Annotated in this window: 23 protein-coding genes and 1 tRNA gene; 5 read left to right on the top strand and 19 right to left on the bottom strand. The window is 67.7% G+C overall.

Features of this window, described 5'->3' with window-relative positions:
• Positions 1 to 62 precede the first annotated feature (62 nt).
• From AC1PK7_RS06250 to AC1PK7_RS06235, 4 genes are all read left to right on the top strand, one after another.
• Positions 63 to 629: a Dps family protein gene (locus tag AC1PK7_RS06250; RefSeq protein ID WP_010344296.1), complete on the top strand. Its 567-nt coding sequence runs from the start codon at positions 63 to 65 to the stop codon at positions 627 to 629.
• Between the two features lie 399 nt (positions 630 to 1028).
• Positions 1029 to 2837, top strand: a complete 1809-nt coding sequence (gene recQ, locus AC1PK7_RS06245; RefSeq protein ID WP_481100206.1) for a DNA helicase RecQ — start codon at positions 1029 to 1031, stop codon at positions 2835 to 2837.
• 173 nt (positions 2838 to 3010) lie between these two features.
• On the top strand, positions 3011 to 3505 hold the full coding sequence (locus AC1PK7_RS06240; protein ID WP_019799904.1) for a hypothetical protein: 495 nt from the start codon (positions 3011 to 3013) through the stop codon (positions 3503 to 3505).
• A gap of 595 nt (positions 3506 to 4100) precedes the next feature.
• Positions 4101 to 4727, top strand: a complete 627-nt coding sequence (locus AC1PK7_RS06235) for a TetR/AcrR family transcriptional regulator (protein ID WP_481100205.1) — start codon at positions 4101 to 4103, stop codon at positions 4725 to 4727.
• Positions 4728 to 4990: 263 nt separating this feature from the next.
• Here the strand turns inward: AC1PK7_RS06235 and AC1PK7_RS06230 are convergent, their stop codons facing one another.
• Positions 4991 to 5899: a LysR family transcriptional regulator ArgP gene (locus AC1PK7_RS06230; RefSeq protein ID WP_481100204.1), complete on the bottom strand. Its 909-nt coding sequence runs from the start codon at positions 5897 to 5899 to the stop codon at positions 4991 to 4993.
• A gap of 105 nt (positions 5900 to 6004) precedes the next feature.
• On the opposite strand from AC1PK7_RS06230, the gene AC1PK7_RS06225 reads away from it, so the two are divergent.
• Complete coding sequence (locus tag AC1PK7_RS06225; RefSeq protein WP_481100203.1) at positions 6005 to 6622, top strand: LysE/ArgO family amino acid transporter; 618 nt, start codon at positions 6005 to 6007, stop codon at positions 6620 to 6622.
• 56 nt (positions 6623 to 6678) lie between these two features.
• Here AC1PK7_RS06225 and AC1PK7_RS06220 read toward each other — a convergent pair whose 3' ends face one another.
• The 18 genes from AC1PK7_RS06220 to AC1PK7_RS06135 all read right to left on the bottom strand — a co-directional run bounded on the left by AC1PK7_RS06220 (position 6679) and on the right by AC1PK7_RS06135 (position 21679).
• Positions 6679 to 7374, bottom strand: coding sequence for a glycosyltransferase family A protein (locus AC1PK7_RS06220; RefSeq protein ID WP_420009261.1), 696 nt, complete (start codon positions 7372 to 7374; stop codon positions 6679 to 6681).
• Between the two features lie 61 nt (positions 7375 to 7435).
• Complete coding sequence (locus AC1PK7_RS06215) at positions 7436 to 7873, bottom strand: hypothetical protein (protein ID WP_481100202.1); 438 nt, start codon at positions 7871 to 7873, stop codon at positions 7436 to 7438.
• Positions 7874 to 8345: 472 nt separating this feature from the next.
• A complete protein-coding gene (locus AC1PK7_RS06210; RefSeq protein WP_481100201.1) occupies positions 8346 to 8726 on the bottom strand; it encodes a hypothetical protein in 381 nt (126 codons plus the stop codon).
• 322 nt (positions 8727 to 9048) lie between these two features.
• Positions 9049 to 9124: transfer RNA gene (locus AC1PK7_RS06205), tRNA-Lys, on the bottom strand.
• 64 nt (positions 9125 to 9188) lie between these two features.
• A complete protein-coding gene (gene queC / locus AC1PK7_RS06200) occupies positions 9189 to 9854 on the bottom strand; it encodes a 7-cyano-7-deazaguanine synthase QueC (protein WP_267083683.1) in 666 nt (221 codons plus the stop codon).
• Positions 9855 to 10040: 186 nt separating this feature from the next.
• Positions 10041 to 10718 carry a 7-carboxy-7-deazaguanine synthase QueE gene (gene queE, locus AC1PK7_RS06195; RefSeq protein ID WP_481100200.1) on the bottom strand — a complete coding sequence of 226 codons (678 nt, stop codon included), beginning with the start codon at positions 10716 to 10718 and terminating at the stop codon, positions 10041 to 10043.
• 46 nt (positions 10719 to 10764) lie between these two features.
• Entirely contained in the window at positions 10765 to 11592 is an 828-nt protein-coding gene (gene ybgF, locus AC1PK7_RS06190; RefSeq protein ID WP_481100199.1) for a tol-pal system protein YbgF, read from the bottom strand.
• Positions 11593 to 11598: 6 nt separating this feature from the next.
• A complete protein-coding gene (pal, locus tag AC1PK7_RS06185; protein ID WP_010344309.1) occupies positions 11599 to 12117 on the bottom strand; it encodes a peptidoglycan-associated lipoprotein Pal in 519 nt (172 codons plus the stop codon).
• 68 nt (positions 12118 to 12185) lie between these two features.
• Complete coding sequence (tolB, locus tag AC1PK7_RS06180) at positions 12186 to 13505, bottom strand: Tol-Pal system beta propeller repeat protein TolB (protein ID WP_010344310.1); 1320 nt, start codon at positions 13503 to 13505, stop codon at positions 12186 to 12188.
• Positions 13506 to 13676: 171 nt separating this feature from the next.
• Positions 13677 to 14678 carry a cell envelope integrity protein TolA gene (gene tolA / locus AC1PK7_RS06175; protein WP_420009256.1) on the bottom strand — a complete coding sequence of 334 codons (1002 nt, stop codon included), beginning with the start codon at positions 14676 to 14678 and terminating at the stop codon, positions 13677 to 13679.
• Complete coding sequence (tolR, locus tag AC1PK7_RS06170) at positions 14668 to 15105, bottom strand: protein TolR (protein ID WP_481100198.1); 438 nt, start codon at positions 15103 to 15105, stop codon at positions 14668 to 14670. The genes tolA and tolR overlap by 11 nt, the downstream gene beginning before the upstream one ends.
• A gap of 37 nt (positions 15106 to 15142) precedes the next feature.
• Complete coding sequence (tolQ, locus tag AC1PK7_RS06165; protein ID WP_010344313.1) at positions 15143 to 15919, bottom strand: protein TolQ; 777 nt, start codon at positions 15917 to 15919, stop codon at positions 15143 to 15145.
• A complete protein-coding gene (gene ybgC / locus AC1PK7_RS06160; protein WP_481100197.1) occupies positions 15916 to 16392 on the bottom strand; it encodes a tol-pal system-associated acyl-CoA thioesterase in 477 nt (158 codons plus the stop codon). Before ybgC ends, tolQ begins: the two co-directional genes overlap by 4 nt.
• A 23-nt stretch (positions 16393 to 16415) precedes the next feature.
• Positions 16416 to 17450, bottom strand: coding sequence for a Holliday junction branch migration DNA helicase RuvB (gene ruvB, locus AC1PK7_RS06155; protein WP_420009252.1), 1035 nt, complete (start codon positions 17448 to 17450; stop codon positions 16416 to 16418).
• A 131-nt stretch (positions 17451 to 17581) separates the two neighbouring features.
• The gene (locus AC1PK7_RS06150) at positions 17582 to 19495 is read right to left on the bottom strand and encodes a potassium transporter Kup (protein ID WP_010344316.1); all 1914 of its coding nucleotides are present in this window, start codon (positions 19493 to 19495) and stop codon (positions 17582 to 17584) included.
• Between the two features lie 61 nt (positions 19496 to 19556).
• Positions 19557 to 20141, bottom strand: coding sequence for a Holliday junction branch migration protein RuvA (ruvA, locus tag AC1PK7_RS06145; RefSeq protein ID WP_017907444.1), 585 nt, complete (start codon positions 20139 to 20141; stop codon positions 19557 to 19559).
• 124 nt (positions 20142 to 20265) lie between these two features.
• Positions 20266 to 20862: a crossover junction endodeoxyribonuclease RuvC gene (ruvC, locus tag AC1PK7_RS06140; RefSeq protein ID WP_481100196.1), complete on the bottom strand. Its 597-nt coding sequence runs from the start codon at positions 20860 to 20862 to the stop codon at positions 20266 to 20268.
• 82 nt (positions 20863 to 20944) lie between these two features.
• On the bottom strand, positions 20945 to 21679 hold the full coding sequence (locus tag AC1PK7_RS06135) for a YebC/PmpR family DNA-binding transcriptional regulator (RefSeq protein WP_010344319.1): 735 nt from the start codon (positions 21677 to 21679) through the stop codon (positions 20945 to 20947).
• Positions 21680 to 21919: the final 240 nt, after the last annotated feature.

Genomic DNA, 21919 nt, shown 5'->3' with positions numbered 1-21919 from the left:
CACATGCTTTAGTCTGTCTATTGTGACGCCATCTCGTCTGTAACCCCCAAAGAGGAATTCCCATGGCCAAGAACAAGACCCCCGGCAAGACCAAGAACGCCGCCAGCAAGGCCGTCGCCGGCCAGCCGCTGGCCGGCCTGGCGCCGTCCGCGCCCAACATCGATATCGGGATCGGCGGCGGCGATCGCAAGAAGATCGCCGACGGCCTGTCGCACTACATGGCCGACGCCTTCACCCTGTACCTGAAGACCCACAACTTCCACTGGAACGTGACCGGGTCGATGTTCAACTCGCTGCACCTGATGTTCGAGACCCAGTACACCGAGCAGTGGGCGGCGCTGGACGATGTCGCCGAGCGCATCCGCGCTTTGGGCTTCAACGCCCCCGGTTCGTACAAGGAATACGCCGCGCTGACCTCGATCCCGGAAGAGGAAGGCCTCAGCGACAGCGCCGACTGGCGCGAAATGGTGCGCCAGCTGGTGGTCGGCAACGAGGCGGTGTGCCGCACCGCGCGCAAGGTGCTCAAGACCGCCGACGACGCCGGCGACGACCCGTCGGTGGACCTGCTGACCCAGCGCCTGCAGACCCACGAGAAGTACGCCTGGATGCTGCGCTCGCTGCTGCAGTAAGGGATGCCGCCCTGTCTGCCTGGCAGGCAGGGCGGACCAACCGAGCGACGCTGTGCGCTGCGTCCCCTGGATTGTGCGACCCGGCACGCCGACCGCTGCGTCGTCACGCCTGGCTCCCCTTTTAGGAGCGGCTTCAGCCGCGACGGGTGCTCATGACCAGGCCCGTCGCGACTGTCCCCTAAAAGAGACAAGCCACTCCTATCAGAACCTGCGAGACGCCAGCAGGCTGCATTGTGGGAGGGACTTCAGTCCCGACGCCTTGCAAGGTCCGGCCAGGCAAACTTGCTTCGTCACGGCCGCAGGATCCGTGAGTCCTACACAAAGCAACACCTTCGCCTGATACGCGCCTGCGGACATCCGGAAGCCAACCGCCCTTGCGCGGCGCGGTATCCTACACAGATGTCTTCCCCCGCCCACGCCTTGCTCAGCCGCGTCTTCGGCTACGACCAGTTCCGCGGCCTGCAACAGGACATCGTCGAACACGTCGCCGCCGGCCACGACGCGCTGGTGCTGATGCCGACCGGCGGCGGCAAGTCGCTGTGCTACCAGATCCCCTCGCTGCTGCGCGACGGCACCGGCATCGTGATTTCGCCGCTGATCGCGCTGATGCAGGACCAGGTCGAGGCGCTGCGCCAGCTCGGCGTGCGCGCCGAATACCTCAACTCCACTCTGGACAGCGAGACCGCGCAGCGGGTCGAGCGCGCCCTGCTGGCCGGCGAGCTGGACCTGCTGTACGTCGCCCCGGAACGGCTGCTGACCCCGCGCTTCCTGTCGCTGATCGAACGCAGCCGCATCGCCCTGTTCGCCATCGACGAAGCGCACTGCGTGTCGCAATGGGGCCACGACTTCCGCCCCGAATACCGCCAGCTCACCGTGCTGCACGAGCGCTGGCCGCAGACCCCGCGCATCGCCCTCACCGCCACCGCCGACCCACCGACCCAGCGCGAGATCGCCGAGCGCCTGGACCTGGCGCAGGCTCGCCATTTCGTCAGCTCCTTCGACCGCCCCAACATCCGCTACACCGTGGTGCAGAAGGACAATGCGCGGCGCCAGCTGCTGGACTTCCTGCGCGCGCACCGCGGCAGCGCCGGCATCGTCTACTGCATGTCGCGGCGCAAGGTCGAGGAGACCGCCGACTTCCTGGCCCGCGAGGGCCTCAACGCCCTGCCCTACCACGCCGGCCTGCCGGCCGAGGTGCGCGCCGACAACCAGCGCCGCTTCCTGCGCGAGGACGGCATCGTGATGTGCGCCACCATCGCCTTCGGCATGGGCATCGACAAGCCCGACGTGCGCTTCGTCGCCCATACCGACCTGCCCAAGTCGCTGGAGGGCTACTATCAGGAGACCGGCCGCGCCGGGCGCGACGGCGAGGCCGCCGAGGCCTGGCTGTGCTACGGCCTGGGCGACGTGGTGCTGCTCAAGCAGATGATCGAGCAGGGCGAGGCCGGCGAAGAGCGCAAGCGCGTGGAACGGCGCAAGCTCGACCAGTTGCTGGGCTACTGCGAATCGATGCAGTGCCGCCGCCAGGTGCTGCTCGCCGGCTTCGGCGAGACCTATCCGCAACCCTGCGGCAACTGCGACAACTGCCTGCAGCCGGCCGACGCCTGGGACGCCACGGTCGCGGTGCAGAAAGCGCTGAGCTGCGTGTACCGCAGCGGCCAGCGCTTCGGCGTCGGCCACCTGATCGACATCCTACGCGGCAACGAAGGTGAGAAGATCAAGCAGTTCGGCCACGACCAGCTCAGCACCTACGGCATCGGCAAGGACCTGGACGCGCGCGCCTGGCGCGGCGTGTTCCGGCAACTGGTCGCCACCGGCCTGCTGGAAGTGGACAGCGACGCCTACGGCGGCCTGCGCCTCACCGACGCCAGCCGCCAGGTGCTCAAGGGCGAACGCAAGATCATGATGCGCCGCGAACTGCCCAGCCGTGGCCGCGAACGCGGCGACCGCAGCGGCAGCCCGCGCACCGGCGTGCCAGTGCAGGCGCAGGACCTGCCGCTGTTCAATGCGCTGCGCGACCTGCGCGCCGGCCTGGCCAAGGAGCAGAACGTGCCGGCCTTCGTGATCTTCCACGACAGCACCTTGCGCAACATCGCCGAGCAGCGCCCAACCAGCCTGGACGAACTGGCGCGGGTCGGCGGCATCGGCGGCAGCAAGCTGGCCCGCTACGGCCAGCAACTGATCGATATCGTCCTGCAGCAAGGCTAGCGGCGACAGGTGCGAGGCGCCGCTTGCCGGCGCATCGCGAAAGATCGCCGGCGCCGGCAAGAAAATTTCCGGGCGCCGACAGGCCGGGTTCAACGTGGTATTGATAGCGTCAGCGTCATGGCGGGCCATTTCACCGACCCCGCCCGGCCCCTCTCTCTCCTGGCGGATGCCCGATGAACCGCAGCCTCCTTTTTCTCGTCTGCACCCTGCTCGCCGGCCCCGCCCTGGCCCAGACCGCCGATGCCACCAGCGACAGCGAGGCCGCCAAGCGCAAGCTCGACCTGAGCGTGCCGCAGCAGCCGATCACCTATGCCGATCCCGGCACCAAGGCCGATCCGCCGGGCACCTACTACGGCGACACCAGCGGCACCTCCGCCTCGGCGCAGAAGGCGGCGGCAGCGCAGGCGCGCGCCGAGGCCCTGCAGGCGCAGGCCGACCGCTGCAACGGCGACGTGCACGGCAGCGTCGCCACCGGCATCGGCTATTCCACGCATGGCGGCAACAGCAACTACCAGGCCGCCAATCTGAACATGTGCAAGACCTCCTACACCGACGACGGCAAGCCGCGGCAGATGGGCATCAGCATCAGCGTCGGCCGCGGCGATGGCCCGGCATTCGGTCGCGGCTACTATCCTGGCGCGTACGGCCCACCGCCGTTCGGCTGGTAAGCGCGGCGCGACGCGAGGGCAGCGCCAACAAGCCGCGCCCGCCACGGTCGAACCGATGCACGTTACCTCGTCGTAGGAGCGGCTTCAGCCGCGACGGGCTTTCCCGGTAACGCCTCATCGCGGCTGAAGCCGCTCCTACCGCGCACTTCCCGACGTGATTGCCAGCGTCCACGGCTCTCCCGGCCGGGTGCGCACGCGGCCTGGAACTCCCCGACAGCACATCTCCTCTGTTCACGTCCTGAGTCGCAGCGCCCTGCGGTGCTTCATGCCGAGTCAGCCCCCCTGAAACCGCCAGGGCGCAGCTCGCGCTCCTCTGCACGCAGACGCACCCAATCATGCAGTCACACCTGTCGTGCTCATTGCGAGCGTGAAGCGTGCACCAATGCCCCCATCCAAGAGTGGCGGCCGTCACGCGCGTGGCGACGGGATCGACCAACGTGCCGCCGCACGCGCCGCAGCAACGCATCGCGTCTACAATCGCGCTGCACCGGCATCTGCACATGCGGCGGCGGCACGCGCTACAGCGTGCGCGCCGCGGACAGGCGCCAGGCGTATATTCCCTTCATGTGGCACCGCTTCCCCCCGAGCCCACGCCATGTCCAACGTAGTCCGGCTGCACAGCGCCCGCGAACGCGAGCAGCGCCTGCACGATGACGTCCTCGATGCGGCCGAGCGCTGCATCGTCGAAAACGGCCTCGGCGCCACCACCTTCGAACTGATCGCCGGAACCGCCGACGTCCCTTGCAGCGCGGTGCGCCGGCAGTTCGACGACAAGCGCGGCCTGGTCCAGGCGCTGATGGAACGCGGCTACGAGCGCGCGATCCGCACGATGTGGCTGCTGCAACCGCCGCCGCACCAGGACGCCACCGCCTTCATCGCCGGTGCGCTGGAGGAATGGCTGGTGGCCGATGCCAACCAGCGGCGGCGGCGCCTGGATCTGGAGATGGACCTGGCCGCCGCACGCGATCCCGAACTGGCCCAGTACGCGCGCCGCCTCAACGTGTCCCTGGTGCAGAACCTGGGCGACCTGCTGCGACGCATGCTGCGCGACCACGGCTGGAGCGGCGGCGAGGCGGAGTTCCAGGCCCGCGTCTACGCGGTCGCGGCGATGTGCGGCGGCCTGCACATGATGATGACCACGGGCGTTGAGCTCAACCGCATGCACCTGCAGTTGATCCTCAGCGAAAGCCTGGCCGGGATCTTCAGTACGGCACGCACCTGACGCTGTCCTGCGCCATTCCCTGTTTACCGCCGATCGTCCATCTGCATCGCCGAAGCAGCGACGCGGCGCCTGGTGCGGCCTGCCGACGCCGTCCTTGGTCACCGCAGGCACCACGCCTTTGCACGGAACTGCATGCGAGCGGCGCCATCCCCGGAATGGCCCGTCGGATCCAGCGCAACGCTCGATATCGATGCTTGAGGCCCCGCAAGCAACGCTGTCTGGGCGATGTTCGACGCCGGAGCCAGCGACCACCGCGAGGCCACTCAGGCAGGCGCTGCTGGCGCGTGCATCTGCCCCGCCGCGTTGCGCAACGCCCGACCGATGTGCTGCAGGGTGCTGGAACGCACTGCCACGTGCTGCCAGTACAACGGCACGTCGAGCCAGCGCTGCGGGTCGACGACGACGATCTGCTGCTGCCGCAGCGCGGCCACCAGCATCTGCTCCGGCGCCAGACACCAGCCCAGGCCGCGCGCGGCTGCCTCGACGAAGCCGATGGAAGTCGGCAGGTAATGGATCGGCGGGTGCAAGCGCGCGCGGGTGATGCGGCGCACGAAGCGCGCCTGCAGCGCGTCCTTGCGGTTGTAGACCAGCATCGGGGCGTGGGCCAGCGCCGCGGCGTCCAGGCCATCGGCGAAGTGGCGGGCGAAGAAGGCCGGCGAGGCGATCGCACGGTAGCGCATCGCGCCCAGCGCCAGCACATTGCAGCCCTGCAAGGCCTTGCCGACGGAGGTGACGGCTCCGAGCACCGCACCACTGCGCAGCAACTCCAGTGTGTGGTCCTGGTCGTCAACGCGGATGTCGAACAGGAACCCGTGCGCGTCGTGCAGGGCCGCCAGCGCGTCCAGGAACCAGGTCTGCAGCGAGTCGTCGTTGACCGCGATGGCGATGCTGCGCGCCACGGCGCTTCCGACGGGCGCGGGCAGCAAGTCGGCCACCGCCTCAGCTTCCAGCACCTGCATCGGCCGCACACTGCGCAGCAGGCGCTCGCCGGCGGGTGCCGGCCGGCAGGGAGCCTGGCGCACGATCAGCACCTGGCCGAGCCGGTCTTCCAGCGCCTTGATCCGCTGCGACACCGCCGACGGCGTCAATGCCAGGCGGCGCGCGGCGGCCTCGAAACTTCCTTCTTCCAGCACGGCGGCGAAGGCGGACAGTTGGGGATGAAGCAGATCCATGGCAGCGACGCAGATTAGGAACGCTTCACAGCCTACAGAAAAACGAGTTTGGCTAATGAGAGCGGCGCGTGCAGCATGCTCGCCCCACCCACCAGGACCTTGCGCATGTGGCTGCACGCACTGTTGGCCGGCCTCGTCGCCGGCGCCGGCCTGATCGTCGCCATCGGCGCGCAGAACGCCTTCGTACTGCGCCAGGGACTGCAGCGTCGGCATGTCGGCCTGGTCGTGGCCGTGTGCGCCGCCAGCGATATCGCGCTGATCGTCCTCGGCGTATCCGGCATCGGTGCCGTCGTGGATGCCTGGCCGGGCGTGCTGCAGGCATTGCGTTTCGGCGGCGCGGCCTTCCTCGGTGCCTACGCGCTGCTGGCGGCACGACGCGCCTGGCGCGGCACTGGCGGCCTGCTGGCGCAAGGCAAGGACCCGCAGCACTGGCAGCGCGTCCTGCTGACCTGCCTGGCCTTCACCCTCCTCAACCCGCACGTGTACCTGGATACCATGGTGCTGTTGGGCAGCCTCTCGACCCGTTACCCGGGACAACTGCGCTGGGCGTTCGCACTCGGCGCCTGCCTGGCCAGCGCGACCTGGTTCAGCAGCCTGGGCTACGGCGCGCGGTTGCTACAGCCGGCGTTCCGCAAACCCGCCGCGTGGCGGCTGCTGGATGCGGCGGTCGCACTGTTCATGCTGGGCTTGTGCCTCGCGTTGCTCCTACAGCCCCTGGCATGAAAGATCGGATGCGTTGGCTGCCAACGCGGCGCGCTGCCCTGGCCTGCACCGGCCGCTCAGCGCGACGCCACTTGCTCATACAGCGCGGCATCCTGCCCCACCCAGGCCCGCAAGATGGCGCCGTCCGCGTCGTACTGGCCACTGAACTGATGCAGATGCCCGATGCCGATTCCAAGACGTCCCGGCAGACCCTTGATGCCCACGACCCGATGGCCGGAGAAAACCCGGCCATACCGTGCGTGACGCCACAGCTCCAGATCGATGAATTTGGGTTGGCGCTTGCAAGCCTCACGAAGCGCCTCGATGCCTTCCCCTTTGACCGCGGTACTGCACAGACTTGCGTGCGCGTTATTGCTCATCTGCCGCGCAAGACGCGAGCGGATGTTGTAGTAGCGCGCACGGCACTCGCCCACCAGATCGGCCGATTCCAGCTCGCTGGCGACGTGGGACAGCCAATCTGGCGCATACCAGTCGTCGTCCTCCACGATGACCACGCGCTCCGCCGAAGCGACGGCCTCCAAACCGGCCAACAGGTTGCGCGCCTGAGTGTTCTGCCCGACCTCCCAGGCTGGCGAGGGGCGCACAACCTCCAGATGCCAGCCATCGCGCACAAAACCGATCGTTTGCGCAGACGGGCCATCGTCGACGACGATCCACCTGACCGGATAGGGATAATCCTGAGCGCACATCCAGCGCTCGCACAGTCTCCATGCGTCCGGCCTGGCGCCAGTCGCCGTCAACAGCGTCAGCATCTCGCACACCCTGTCCTATTCCCAGGAACGACGCGGCGACGATCCGTGCAGGCGCCGAGCATCATGCGTCCAATACCTCTTCCAAGCTCATGCGCGGAAACACATCAAGCGCCGTATCGCGGGTCGCATTGATGACCTGGATTCCGCCGAGCATCGGAAGCAGACGTTTGAAATCCGCAGACCAGCCCGGCAAGGCGGCGGCATTCCCGAGCCCGTGCGGATGATCCTCATGCCAATGCGCCTTTCCACCGCTTTTCTGGCAGTCGTAGCCCAGCAATACGATCTTCGTCGCGCCCCATCGTGCCGCCAGTGCAACCGCGCCGGCGCCGGAATGTCCGACGCCTTCCACTGGCACATGATGCACGCCGGGTAGTCTCCCAGGCGCTACCAGCGCACCGAGAAACCTCGCACGCGCCTCCGGCAGGTGCCATTGCCACCACGCATGGTCCATCGCATAAAGCACATCCGCCCAGAGGCACAGGCGGAATGTCGTGTTCACCACGATGACGCCCCGATCCGGATGTCGGTCCGCCCAAGCCCGGACAGCGGCACAATCCTCGGACCTCAAACTCGGGCCGCTCGCGATGCACACGCACTCTTTCCAGCGCCCATGGAAAAAGGCATCCCCGTGCGGAACAGGCGTTGTCGTCAATTGATCCAAAGCGTCCTCGCTGCAGATCCTGGCTTCCCGGTGCGCCGGCATTGGCGGAATACCGATCCGCGGACGCTCTCCCGTACGTCCTCAGGAGCGCCGCATACGCACATCGTCGCATACGAGTCCAACTGCATGCGGGTGACGCTGCAAAATGTACAGCACAGTACCCAGCAGCGCGGATGCAGCGTCGGTGCCGCTGACCATATGCGTGATCCGCTCTCGCTGTCCATTTGCACGCAAGAGAAGTGCGCAACAAAACCCCGGCGCATGGCCCGGGCTTGGTCCGTGCTGATCGTGGTACGCCTACGGTGTCGGATCAGTCCCAGAAGTTGTTGTAGTCGCGCGGCTTCTTGTCTGGTGCCTGGGAGCTGACCAGTTCGCAGTTGGTCGAGACCGGCGGGTTGCCCGTGTCGATCGACGCACAGACGAAGCGCGCCAGGTCGCCGACCTTGGCACCGGTCGCTGGAACATGAGCGCCACCTTTCAGGGTGGTGCTTCCGGCGCTGACGTCGACGACCTTCCCGATGATCTCTGGGCGCATGTCATCGTCCGGTATGCTGGCAATCGTGAGTTGTTTGCGCGAGACCATATAGCGGTCAGATGGGGCGGCGTGTACAAACACGGAAAAAACCGCCAGGACGGCGGTGAAAATAACGGCCTTCGATCGCATAGCAAGTCCCCTGTAGACAAAATTCATGATAGCAGCTTGAACTGAGTGTTCAGATGCAGGGAAGGGACATGCGTGCAGCTTCGGCAGCCTCTGAGAGCGCTTCGCCATGCGCGGCCAAGAAAGGCGTCATCGCCACCGGTCATCGCGTTGCGTGGCACGGCCACGACGCATCGAGGCCACCGTGGATTCGGATGACGAGGGCACAGGCGGCTGCAAAACGAAGTCAATGCGGCAATGCTGCGAACACGTACTGCCGAGCATGGATGCAGCAACTACCGTCGTTTTCAGGGAGAGCTTTCAGGAGCCGGCGAAAAAACCAGCAAGGCGACGCCTAACTCTTTGAGACTAGTGGTGGGCCGTGATGGATTCGAACCATCGACCAAAAGATTAAAAGTCTTCTGCTCTACCGACTGAGCTAACGGCCCAAAACAAGACCCCGGCGTTGCACCGGGGCGCGTAGTCTACCCCAGCACGGGGCGTTTCGCGAAATCAGGCGTAGCGGGTCGGGTCGGCGACGCCGGCATCGGCGAAGCCGGCCGCGCGCAGGCGGCAGGCGTCGCAGTGGCCGCAGGCGCGGCCGGCGTCGTCGGCGCGATAGCAGGACACGGTCAGGCCGAAGTCCACGCCAAGGCGCACGCCCTCGCGCACGATGTCGGCCTTGCTCATGTGCTGCAGCGGCGCATGCACGCGCAGCCCGGCGCCCTCCACCCCGGCCTTGGTCGCCAGGTTGGCCAGGGTCTGGAACGCCTCGATGAACTCGGGGCGGCAGTCGGGATAGCCGGAGTAGTCCACCGCGTTGACCCCGCAGAAGATGTCGGCCGCGCCCAGCACCTCGGCCCAGCCCAGCGCCACCGACAGCATGATGGTGTTGCGCGCCGGCACGTAGGTGACCGGGATGCCGTCGCCGCCGGCATCCGGCACCTCGATGTCGTCGGTCAGCGCGGAGCCGCCGATGCTGCGCAGGTCGACATTGACGGTCTTGTGCGCCACCGCGCCGAGCGCCGAGGCGACGCGCGCGGCGGCGTCCAGTTCGGAAGTGTGGCGCTGACCGTAGCGCACGCTCAAAGCATGCACGGCGAAGCCCTGCGCACGGGCGATGGCGACGACGACGGCGGAGTCCATGCCACCGGAGAGAAGGACGACGGCGTTTTTCATGAGGGTGGGGATTCGGGAGTGGGGATTGGGGATTCGCAAAAGCGGGCGCACGTGGGCGAATGGGATCCACATGGTCCATTTGACCATGGAGGAGCGGCTTCAGCTGCAATGAACGTTCGGACAAGATCGGTCGCGGCTGAAGCCGCTCCTACGAATCCCTAATCCCGAATTCCTAATCCCGGCCGCTCAGCGGCCAGGCTCGTCGTTCCACAGCAGCTTGTGCAACTGCATCTGGAACCGCACCGGCAGGCGGTCGGCGACGATCCAGTCGGCCAGGTCGCGCGCGCTCAGTTCGCTCTTGCTCGGCGAGAACCAGACCGTGCAGCGGGTCTCCAACCGGTGTTCGGCGACCACGCTGCGCGCCCACTCGTAGTCGGCGCGGCCGCACAGGACGAACTTGATCTGGTCGCGCGCGGTCAGCAGCAGCAGGTTCTCCCAGCGGTTGCGGTGCGCTTCCTGCGACGCCGGGGTCTTGATGTCGAGCACCCGCGACACCCGCGGGTCGACTTCGGCGATGTCCAGGGCGCCGGAGGTCTCCAGCGACACGTCGTAGCCGGCGTCGCACAGGCGCTGCAGCAGCTGCAGGCAGCGTTTCTGCGCCAGCGGTTCGCCACCGGTGACGCAGACATGGCGCACGCCGTGGCGAGCCACCTCTTCCAGGATCGCGTCGATGTCCCACCACTGCCCGCCGTGGAAGGCGTAAGCGGTGTCGCAGTAGCTGCAGCGCAGCGGGCAGCCGGTGAGACGTACGAACACGGTCGGCCAGCCGGCGCTCTCGGCCTCGCCCTGCAGCGACAGGAAGATCTCCGTCAGCTTCAGGCGGGGCAGCGGGCTTTGGACGATATCGCTGGGAACGGCGGCCATGGCGGGAGAAGAGTGCTCCCGCGACGGCGGCGGCAGCGTTAGGGGCTCAGCGCAGCTGCTGGCCGAGACGGATCGACTGCAGGCGGTCCTGCGCGGTCCGCGCGGCATCGGAGCCAGGATACTTCGCGCCGACCTGTTGCAGGGTCTGCTCGGCGTCCTGGACGCGGCCTTCGCCGTACTGGGACAGACCGAGCTTGAGCAGCGCACCGGGCGCCTTGTCGTGGGTGGGGTAGCGGCCGATCAGGTCCTGGAACTGGGCCTCGGCCAACTGGAAGTTCTTGGTGGCGTAGTAGCTTTCGCCGAGCCAGTACAGCGCGTTCGGCGCATACACGCCGTTCGGGTAGGCCTGCAGGAAGTTCTGGAACAGGTTCGCCGAGTCGGCGTACTTGCCCGCCTTGAGGGCGTCGAAGGCGACGTTGTAGGCGGCACGCTCGTCGCCGGCGGCAGCCAGGGTGCCGGCGTCACCGTGCACCGACGGCGGCGGCTCGGCGACGGCGGACGGCTTGCCTGCGGGTGCGGCCGGCGCAACAGCCGGTGCGGCGCCATTGGCCGGCGGCAACGGCGGCGTCGCCCCTGCCCCTGCACCATTCTCGAGCCGGCCCACGCGGCCATCCAGGTCCAGGTACTGGTCCTTGATCTGCTGCTTGAGCTGGTCGTTGCTGTGCTGCAGTTGTTCGATCGTGGCCTCCATCGACTGCATCTGCGTCCGCAGCTGGTTGAGCTGGTTCAGCATGTCGGTGTTGGCCTGGGTATTCATGGCCTGCTGCTCGAGCGCGGAAACGCGGTCGGCCAGGCTTGCGCGCTGCGCATGAGCCGGCGCGGCGGCCACGAGGGCCGCCGCGACGATCATCGATGTAAGGACACCGATACGCATCTTTTCTTACTGCGCCGTGTAGACGATCTCGACGCGACGGTTCTGCGACCAGCAGGACTCGTTCGACTCGGTGCAGACCGGACGCTCTTCGCCGTAGCTGACGACGGTCAGCTGCGCAGCCGAGCCACCGTTGGCCTGCAGCGCCGAGGACACGGCGTTGGCACGACGCTCGCCCAGGCCCATGTTGTACTCGCGCGAACCGCGCTCGTCGGTGTTGCCCTGCAGGGTGATGCGCGAGGACGGACGGTCACGCAGGTACTTGGCGTGGCAGGCCATGATCGCCTGGAACTCCGGCTTCACGGTGTCCTTGTCCAGGTCGAAGTAGACCACGCGCTGACGCAGGCAGGAATCGGTGTCCAGGTCGCCCGGGCCATACAGACCGGAGGTCGACGGGCCGGTCGGGGCGGTGGTACCGGTGGTGCCGGTGGTGTCGGTCTGGGGCTGTTCCTTGACCTTCTTGGCGCAGCCGGCCAGAGCTGCAACGGACAACAGCGAAACAAGCAGAACGCGGGTGGTCTTGTTCATGGGGATACCTTGTGGCTCCTGGGCCGATGAGGGGTTCAACAGCGAAATATTAACACCAAACTTACATGTCAACGTGCAGTGCGATAGGGCGACCAGGACGGCTCGCGCACGTCGCCATCGGCGAGCACCAGGCGCTGCCGCACGCGGGCATCGGCCGAGACCGCGTACAGCACGCCACGACCGCCTTCACGCGCCGCATACAGCACCATGCTGGCGTTGGGGGCGAAGCTCGGCGACTCGTCCAGCGAGCCGGTCGACAGCGTGCTCCAGCGCGGCGAACCCAGGCTGCGGTCCATCATCGCGATCTTGTAGGTGTTGCCGCTGCCCTGGGCCACGACCAGCTTGTTGCCGTCGAAGGACACGCTCGGGGTGGCGTTGTAGTTGCCCTGGAAGGTGATGCGGGTGGCGCTGCCGCCGGTGGCCGGCACCTGGTAGATCTGCGGGCGGCCGCTGCGGTCGGAGGTGAAGTAGATGCTGTTGCCGTCCGGCGCCCAGGTCGGCTCGGTGTCGATGCCGAAGTGGTTGGTGAGCTGGGTCAGCTGCTTGCTCCCCAGATCCATCACGTAGATCTCCGGGTTGCCGCTGCGCGACAGCGCCAGGGCCAGCTTCTTGCCGTCCGGCGAGAACGACGGGGCGCCGTTGATGCCGCGGAAGCTGGAGACCAGCTGGCGCGCACCGGTGGCGATGTCCTGGATGTAGATCGACGAGTTGCCGCGCTCGAAGCTCACGTAGGCCAGCTTCTTGCCGTCCGGGCTCCAGTTCGGCGACAGCAGCGGCTCGGCAGAACGGACGATGGTCTGGGGGTTGTAGCCGTCGGAGTCGGCGACCATCAGCGCATAGCGCATCGCCCCGCCCTTGCCACTGGCGGTGACGTAGGCGATGCGGGTCCAGAACGCGCCGCGCACGCCGGTGATCTTCTCGTAGATGGCGTCGGCCATCTGGTGGGCGACGTCGCGCATGGCGTTGGCGCGGGCGGTCATCGCCAGGCCGAGCATGCGCTCGCCCTTGCCCACGTCGAACAGCTCGTACTCGACGCGGTAGGCGCCTTCGCCCGCATCCATCACCCGGCCGACGACCAGGTAGCTCTGCTTCAGCGCGCGCCAGGTCGCGAACTGCACCTCGCTGCCGCGGGTCGGACGCTCGACGATCTGCGACTCGGGCAGGTTGCGGAACTGGCCGGAGCGATCCAGGTCGGCGCGCACCACGGCGGCGACATCGGTGCTCGGCGGGGTCGCCGAGCCCTGGTACGGCATCGGCACGACGGTGATCGGGGTCGCCGAGGCATTGCCGCCGACGATGTCGATTTCCAGGCCCTTGTCCTGCGCGGACGCGGCGAGAGGCAGCAACAGGGCGGTGAGAACGGCAAGCCAGCGCGGCAGTTTCTTCATGGGTCGCTCAGCAGGATCGGAAAGGCGCAAGAGATAGCAATGCGCGGGTGAACGTATTCGCAATCATGAACCATCGCCATGTGAAGCCGATGGCAGGACGCTCTCCATTATCGCCCAACGCCTGCCCGGTGGACGGCCGACCGTGCGCGAACGCGGCGGTGGCCGCCGGGCTCATTGGTCCTGGGCGGTGAAGTTGAAGGTCAGATTGCGCGCGAACACGGTCTCGAAGCCGCGGTAGGGCAACGGCTGGGCACGCAGCACCGCGGCCTCGATCGAGCGGCGCCCGGCCTCGTCGTAGGGGCAGTCGGGGCTGACCTTGGCCTGCATGACCTGACCACCGGGAATCTGCGTGATCGAGATCTTGCACTTCTGCCCCAGCGGCACCGAGTCCGGGCGCACCCACTGGCTCAACACGGCCTGCTGGATCGCCGCGGCGTACTTGGCCTGCAAATCGGTATTGGTGCCGTTCTGGCCCGGCGCCTGCTGCGGCGTGGTGGCCGCGGCCGCGGATGCCTTCTTCGCGTTCAAGTCGGCGATCTGCTGCAGCTTCTGCTGGGCCAGTTGCGCCTCGCGCTCCAGCTTCTCGCGCTGCTTGCGGATGTCGGCGATCTTCTTCTGCCGCTCCTCTTCCTGCTGCGCGGCCAGGCGCTGCTTCTGCTCGGCCTCCTGCTGGCGCTTCTGCTCGGTCAGGTCGATCTGTTCCTGGCGGCGCTTGGCCTCCTGCTCCTGCTTCTCCTTTTCCTGGGAGATCGCGGTGCGGGTGGCGCGGTCCTGGTCGACCTTGTCGGGCACCGGGACGAAGTCCTGCGCCTTCTGCTGCTGCGGGGTCGGCGCCTGCTGCGGCTTGGGCGTGGGCAGCGGCTGCGGCGGCGGCACCGTGTCTTCTTCGGCGACGTCCTTGACCGGTTCGGGCAGCGGCTCGGGCAAGGGCTTGGGCGCGTCCTTCACCGCCTTCTGCGCCGAGCGCACGTCGGCGGCCGAAACCACCAGCGAGGCCTCGACCATCGGCGAACCGGCGGCCGGTTCGACCTGGCGCACCGGCGACCACCACCAGGCCAGGAAGAACAGCAGCGCGATCAGCACATGCACCAGCAACGCCAGGGCGACCCCGAGGATCAGGCCCTTGTCGTCGCCGCGCTGCTGCGGCGGGCGGAAATCGGCTTCAGCGTGCATTGTTTCCGGGCTGACTCATCAGGCCGACCTTGGGCACGCCGGCCTGCTGCAGCATGACCATGGTGTCCATGACCAATTGATAGTTGGAGCTGCCGGGCGCGGCGACGAACACCGGCACGTCCTTGTACTGGCCGACGAAGGCCTGGATCTTGGCCTTCAGTTCCGGCGCGGCGATCTTCTCCGGCTTGCCGTCCTGCAGGGTCAGGGTGTAGCGGCCTTCGGCATCGACGGTGACGATCACCGGGTCCTTCTTGCTCTCCACCGAGCGCGCGGTGGAATCGGGCAGGTCCACGTCCACGCTCAGGCTGAGCAAGGGCGCGGTGACCATGAAGATGATCAGCAGCACCAGCATCACGTCGATGTACGGCACGACGTTGATCTCGGACTTGAGCTTGCGGCGCTTGCGGCGGGAAATGGCGGCAGTCATGCGGGAATCCTGGGAGTCGTGGGCAGGCGGGCGACGCTCAGTCGCCGCTGGCCTGGCGCTGCAGGATGGAACTGAACTCTTCGGAGAAGGTCTCGAAGCGCACGGCCAGGCGCTCGACCCGGGTGGTGAAGCGGTTGTAGGCCCACACCGCCGGGATCGCCACGAACAGGCCGATGGCGGTGGCGAACAGCGCCTCGGAGATGCCCGGCGCGACCGCGGCGATGCCCGCCTGCTGGCCGCTGTTGATCATGTCGTGCATGGTCACCATGATGCCGAACACGGTACCGACCAGGCCCACGTAGGGCGCGGTCGAGCCGATGTTGGCGAGCAGTTCCAGGTTGCGCTCCAGGCGGTCCACTTCGCGCGCATAGGTGGCGCGCATCGCCCGCTGCGCGCCTTCCAGCTGGATGCGCGCATCGAGCCGGCGCTTGTCGCGCAGGCGGGTGAATTCGCGGAACCCGGCCTCGAAGATCGCCTCCAGCCCGCCGACCACGCGGTTGCGGTCGGTGGCGCCGGCGTAGAGCTTGCTCAGGTCGGTGCCGGACCAGAAGCGGTTCTCGAAGTCGTCGGCCTCGCGGTTGGCGTTCTTGAACACCTTGCCCTTGCGGAAGATGATGACCCAGCTGATCAGCGAGCCGAGCAGTAGCAGCAGCACGATCACCTTGACCGGCAGGCTGGCCTTGACCATCAGGTCCAGGTAGTTGATGCCGCCGTGGGCGGCGGTGCTGGCGACGGCCTGGGTGGCGGTCTGGGTCACGTCCTGCGGCAGCGCCTCCACCACCGTGTCCTGCAGGGCCAGGAGCAATGCGATCATCCGTCGTTCCTCAGTAATTCGGCTTCAGTGATTTCAAGAACTTTCAATGCATCGTGCAGCGCGTCGTCCATGCCACGCGGGCGGAAGCTGCCGGCGCTGAGCGCCGCGACCCGCACCTGCGCGCGCAACAGCAGTTCCCCGTCGTCGCGGCGGATCGACTGCGCGAACACCAGGCTGGCGCGCTTGCAGTGCGACAGCGCGACGCCGACCTGCAGGGAATCGTCCAGGCGTGCCGGGCGCAGGAAGTCGAGCTGCATCGCACGCACCGCAAACACCAGATCGTGTTGCAGGCGCAGACGCTCCTGACCATACCCCAGTGCCCGCAACCACTCCGTGCGCGCCCGCTCCAGGAAGGCCACGTAGCGCGCGTGGTAGACCACGCCACCGGCGTCGGTATCTTCCCAGTAGACGCGTGTCGGCCAACTGAATAGCTGCCGGGATTCGGGATTCGGGATTGGGGATTCGCCGAGCAAAGACGGATCCTGGCGGCTGACAGTCAAAACAGCGCTCCTGTATCCCCAATCCCCAATCCCGAATCCCGCTTGGGCTGCAAGCCCAAGTGCAGATAGGCCTTGTTGGTCGCCATGCGTCCGCGGGCGGTGCGGATCAGGTAGCCCTGCTGGATCAGGTAGGGCTCGATCACGTCCTCCAGGGTGCCGCGCTCCTCCGACAGCGAGGCGGCCAGCGACTCGACGCCGACCGGGCCGCCGTCGAAGTAGTCGATGATGGTGCGCAGCATGCGCCGGTCCAGTTCGTCGAAGCCTTCGGCGTCGACCTTGAGCATCTGCGTGGCGGCCTGGGCCACCGCCAGGTCGATCTGCCCGCCGGCGCGGACCTGGGCAAAGTCGCGGACCCGCCGCAGCAGGCGGTTGGCGATGCGCGGGGTGCCGCGCGCGCGGCGTGCGATCTCGGCGCAGCCGTCGGCGTTGCAGGCGATGCCGAGGATGCTGGCGGAGCGGCGCACGATCTGCGCCAGCTCGTCCGGGGTGTAGAAGGCCAGGCGCTGGACGATGCCGAAGCGGTCGCGCAAGGGCGCGGTCAGCAGGCCGGCGCGGGTGGTGGCCCCGATCAGGGTGAACGGCGGCAGGTCGATCTTGATCGAGCGCGCGGCCGGGCCCTCGCCGATCATGATGTCGATCTGGAAGTCTTCCATCGCCGGGTACAGCACTTCTTCCACCACCGGCGACAGGCGGTGGATCTCGTCGATGAACAGCACGTCGTGCGGCTGCAGGTTGGTCAGCAGCGCCGCCAGGTCGCCGGCCTTCTCGATCACCGGGCCGGAGGTGACCCGCAGGTTGACCCCCAGCTCGTTGGCGATGACGTGGCTCAGCGTGGTCTTGCCCAAGCCTGGCGGCCCGAAGATCAGCACATGGTCCATCGCCTCCCCGCGCGCCTTGGCCGCCTCGATGTAGATCGACAGTTGCTCGCGCACCGGCTGCTGGCCGAGGTAGTCGTCCAGCCGCTTGGGGCGGATGCTGGCCTCGGCCGCCTCATCCTCGCGGGTGGCGCTGCTGGCGATGATGCGGTCCATTTAGAGCCGGGATTGGGGAGTGGGGATTCGGGATTGGTAGCGCAATAGTATCGGCTGCGGGACGGTCTCGGCGCCATGGCCTTGACCAATCCCGAATCCCCACTCCCCAATCCCGGCCGCCGCAGGCGGCCTCAGATCTCCACCTGCGCGCCCAGTTCCACCAGGCGGTTGCCGGGGATGCGGAAGAAGCCGGTGGCGGGGGCGGCGTTGCGGTGCATGACCGCGAACAGCTTGTCGCGCCAGATCGGCATGCCGCGGTTGGCGCTGGCCACGATGGTCTCGCGGCTGGCGAAATAGGTGGTGTCCATGGGGTCGAAGTAGATCCCGCCCTGGTCGCAGGAACGCATCAGCGCCAGCGGCACGTCCGGGGTCTCCATGAAGCCGAAGCGCACGTAGACGCGATAGAACTCGTCGCCGATCGCGTCGATCTTCAAGCGCTGCCCGGCTGCTGCGTACGGCACCTGCAGGGTTTCCACGGTCAGGAACACGTTGCGCTCGTGCAGCACCTTGTTGTGCTTGAGGTTGTGCATCAGCGCGTGCGGCACCACCATCGGGTCGGCGGTCAGGAACACCGCGGTACCGGGCACGCGCACCGGCGGCGCCAGCATCAGCCCGGGCAGGAAGGTGTCGAGCTTGATGCCGTCCTTGCGGATTTCGTCGTGCAGCAGCTTGCGGCCGCGGCGCCAGGTGCGCATCAGGGTGAACAGGATCAGGCCCAGCAGCAGCGGGAACCAGGCGCCGTCCAGGAACTTGATGATGTTGGCGTAGAAGAACGCGCAGTCCACCGCCAGGAACACCAGCGCGAACAGCCACAGCAGCGGTGCCGGCACGCGCGGGTTGGCGCGCGCGTAGATGACCATCAGCACGGTGGTGATCAGCATGGTGCCGGTGACCGAGACGCCATAGGCCGTGGCCAGCGAGGTCGAGTCGCCGAACCCGATCACCGCCACCACCACCAGCGCCAGCAGGCACCAGTTCACCGCCGGCACGTAGATCTGGCCGATGGTGGAGTGCGAGGTGTGGCGGATGTGCATGCGCGGGATGTAGCCCAGCTGCATGGCCTGGCTGGCCACCGAGTAGGCGCCGGTGATCAGCGCCTGCGAGGCGATCACCGTGGCCGCGGTGGCGAGCACGATCATCGGATACAGCGCCCACTCCGGCACCGCCTCGTAGAACGGGTTGCTGACCGCGGCCGGGTCGCGCAGCACCAGCGCGCCCTGCCCCAGGTAGGTCAGGGTCAGCATCGGCAGCACCACGCACTGCCAGGAGCGGCGGATCGCCTTGGCGCCGAAATGGCCCATGTCCGCGTACAGCGCCTCGCCACCGGTCACCGCCAGCACCACCGCGCCGAGCACGAACACCGCGTGCCAGTTGTGTTCGGCGAAGAAGCGCACGCCCCACCAGGGATTCAGCGCATGCAGCACTTCCGGCGCGCGCGCCATGTTGTAGACGCCGATCGCGCCCAGCGCCACGAACCAGACCAGGGTGATCGGCCCGAACGCCTTGCCGACCCGCTCGGTGCCGTAGCGCTGGGCCATGAACAGCATCCCCAGCACCACCAGGGTGATCGGCACCACGAACGGTTCCAGCTTGGGCGCGGCCACTTCCAGGCCTTCCACCGCCGAGAGGACCGAGATGGCCGGGGTGATCACGCCGTCGCCGAAGAACAGCGAGGCGCCGAAGATGCCGAGGATGCCGACCACGTACATCGAGCGCGAGCCGCCCGGCAGGGTGCGCTGCGCCAGCGCGGTCAGCGCCATGATGCCGCCCTCGCCGTCGTTGTCGGCGCGCATGATCACGGTGACGTACTTGACCGTGACCACCAGCATCAGCGCCCAGAACACCAGCGACAGGATGCCCAGCACGGTGTCGTGGTCCGGGGTCAGCCCGTAGTGCGGCGAGAACGCCTCCTTGAGCGTGTACAGCGGACTGGTGCCGATGTCGCCGAAGACCACGCCGATGGCGGTCAGCATCACCCCCAGGCCCGTTTTGGCATGCGGATCGTGGCTGCCCGGGCGGGCGGCGGAACTGGAGGAGCTGGACATGGTGGGAAGAGTAGCGCCAGAACGTGAAGAAAGAGCGGGGGAAGCCGGGCCGACCGGGCGGTCAGCGCAGCGCCGCCTGCAGGGCCTTGCGGATCACCGTGGCGACCTCGTCGCCGTCGGCGGCGGCGTCGCGCGCCATCTTCGCCGCCTCGGCCGGCTTGTAGCCGAGCTGCTGCAGCGCCACCGTGGCCTCGGACACCGCGTCGGTACCCAGTTGCCCGGTGATCGGCGCACCGCCGCTGAAGTCGGCCGCGCGGTCGCGCAGTTCCACCACCATGCGCTCGGCGGTCTTCTTGCCGATGCCGGGAATGCGGGTCAGCGCGGTGACATCGGCGGCGGTGATCAGCCGCGCGAACTCGTCGACGCTGACCCCGGACAGCACCGCCAGCGCGATCTTTGCGCCGATCCCGCTGACCCGCTGCACGTCGCGGAACAGGCGCCGCTCGCCCTCGCGAAGGAAGCCATACAGCGACACGCTGTCCTCCTTCTGCGCATAGTGGGTGAACAGGATGACGTCGCGGCCGACATCGGGCAGGTCGTAGAAGGTGCTCATCGGCGCCTCCAGCTCATACCCCACCCCACCCACGTCGATCACCAGCCACGGCGGCTGCTTGTAGGCCAGGATGCCGCGCAGACGGCCGATCATTGGGCGCCTCCTTGGAGGCGCCGGGATTGGGGATTCGGGATTGGGGATTCGTCAAAGCGGGGCCGGCACGCACGCGCGCGGCTGTTGCCAATCCCCAATCCCCAATCCCGAATCCCAGCTCCACTCATTTTCTACTCCACGCCTGCTGCGTGCTGACGCCCAGGCGCTGCGCGGTCGCGCGCACGTGGGCATGGGTGATGGCGACGGCCAGCGCGTCGGCGGCGTCGGCCTGAAGTTTGCCAGTCAGGCTCAGCATGAGACCGACCATGTGTTGCACCTGTTGCTTCTCCGCCGCGCCCTTGCCGACCACGGCGAGCTTGATCTCTTTTGCCGCGTACTCGTGCACCGGCAGTTCGCGCAGCACGGCCGCGCAGATCGCTGCGCCGCGGGCATGGCCCAGCTTCAGCGCCGCATCGGCGCTCTTGCCCATGAACACGCGCTCGATCGCCACTTCCTGCGGCCGGTACTCCTCGATCAGCGCATCCAGTCCGTGCAGCAGGCGCTTGAGCCGCTGGGCGAAGTCGCCCTCGCCCAGCAACACCAGCGGCGCGTGGTGCACATGCCGGGTACGGCCGGCCGCGTCCACGTCGATGATGCCCACGCCGGTGCGCTGCGAGCCGGGGTCGATGCCGAGGATGCGGGTGGAGCCGGGATTGGGGATTCGGGAATCGGGAATCGGGAAAGCAGCGCCCGTGCGGGCAGAGATGCCCGTGGCAGCCATCGACGTCTGCGATGCCTCCGGTGCCGGCACGGCGTTCTTCCGGGTTCCGGGTCTTGGGCCCCGGGCCCCGGGTTTCATGGTGTCAGCCCCCGTCACTCAGGGCGGCCTGGTCCACGTTGGAATAGACGTTCTGCACGTCGTCCAGGTCTTCCAGCATGTCCAGCAGCTTGCGCACCTGCACCGCGGTGTCGCCGTCCACGGCGATGTCGTTGTCGGCGCGGAAGGTGATTTCGGCGTGGTCGGCGGCCAGGCCGGCCGCGTCCATGGCGTCCTTGACCGCCTGGAATGCCTCCGGCGCGGTCAGCACGTCGATCGCGCCGTCCTCGGGGTAGACCACGATGTCGTCGGCGCCAGCCTCGATCGCCGCCTCGGTGATCTTCTCCTCGTCGGCGCCGGCGGCGAAGCTGAGCACGCCCAGGCGCTTGAACATGAAGGCCACCGAGCCGTCGGTGCCCATGTTGCCGCCGCACTTGCTGAAGGCATGGCGCACGTCGGCCACGGTGCGCACGCGGTTGTCGGTCAGGCAGTCGACGATCACCGCCACGCCGCCCGGGGCGTAGCCCTCGTAGCGCACTTCCTCGTACTCCACGCCTTCCAGTTCGCCGGTGGCCTTCTTGATCGCGCGCTCGATCACGTCCTTGGACATGTTGGAGGCCAGCCCCTTGTCCATCGCCACGCGCAGCCGCGGGTTGTTGGACGGATCGCCGCCGCCGGCGCGCGCGGCGACGCCGATCTCGCGGATGATCTTGGTGAAAATCTTGCCGCGCTTCGCATCGGATGCGTTCTTGCGGGCTTCGATCGAGGGGCCTCTACCCATGGGGCGTTCCGGACAGTTGTAAGGACAAGGCGCGGATTTTACCTGATGCAGCGCACATCCCGCGGCCCAGGCGGGCCGGCGACCGGCCGGGGCACGTGTCCGCGCATGCGTGCCGCGTTCCGCTGGCGCCTCCCGCCCGGGTGCGCGCCGGCCCGTGGTGGCCGTCAAGTCTTGGCGGGCTGTCTACCCCGGCGCGCGGACTGCCGCCAAGACTGTAGCGCCCCACTGGGAGGCTGAACG

It is taken from the genome of Xanthomonas sp. NCPPB 3174, assembly GCF_056725205.1.
This window is presented reverse-complemented; position numbering and strand designations above follow the sequence as displayed.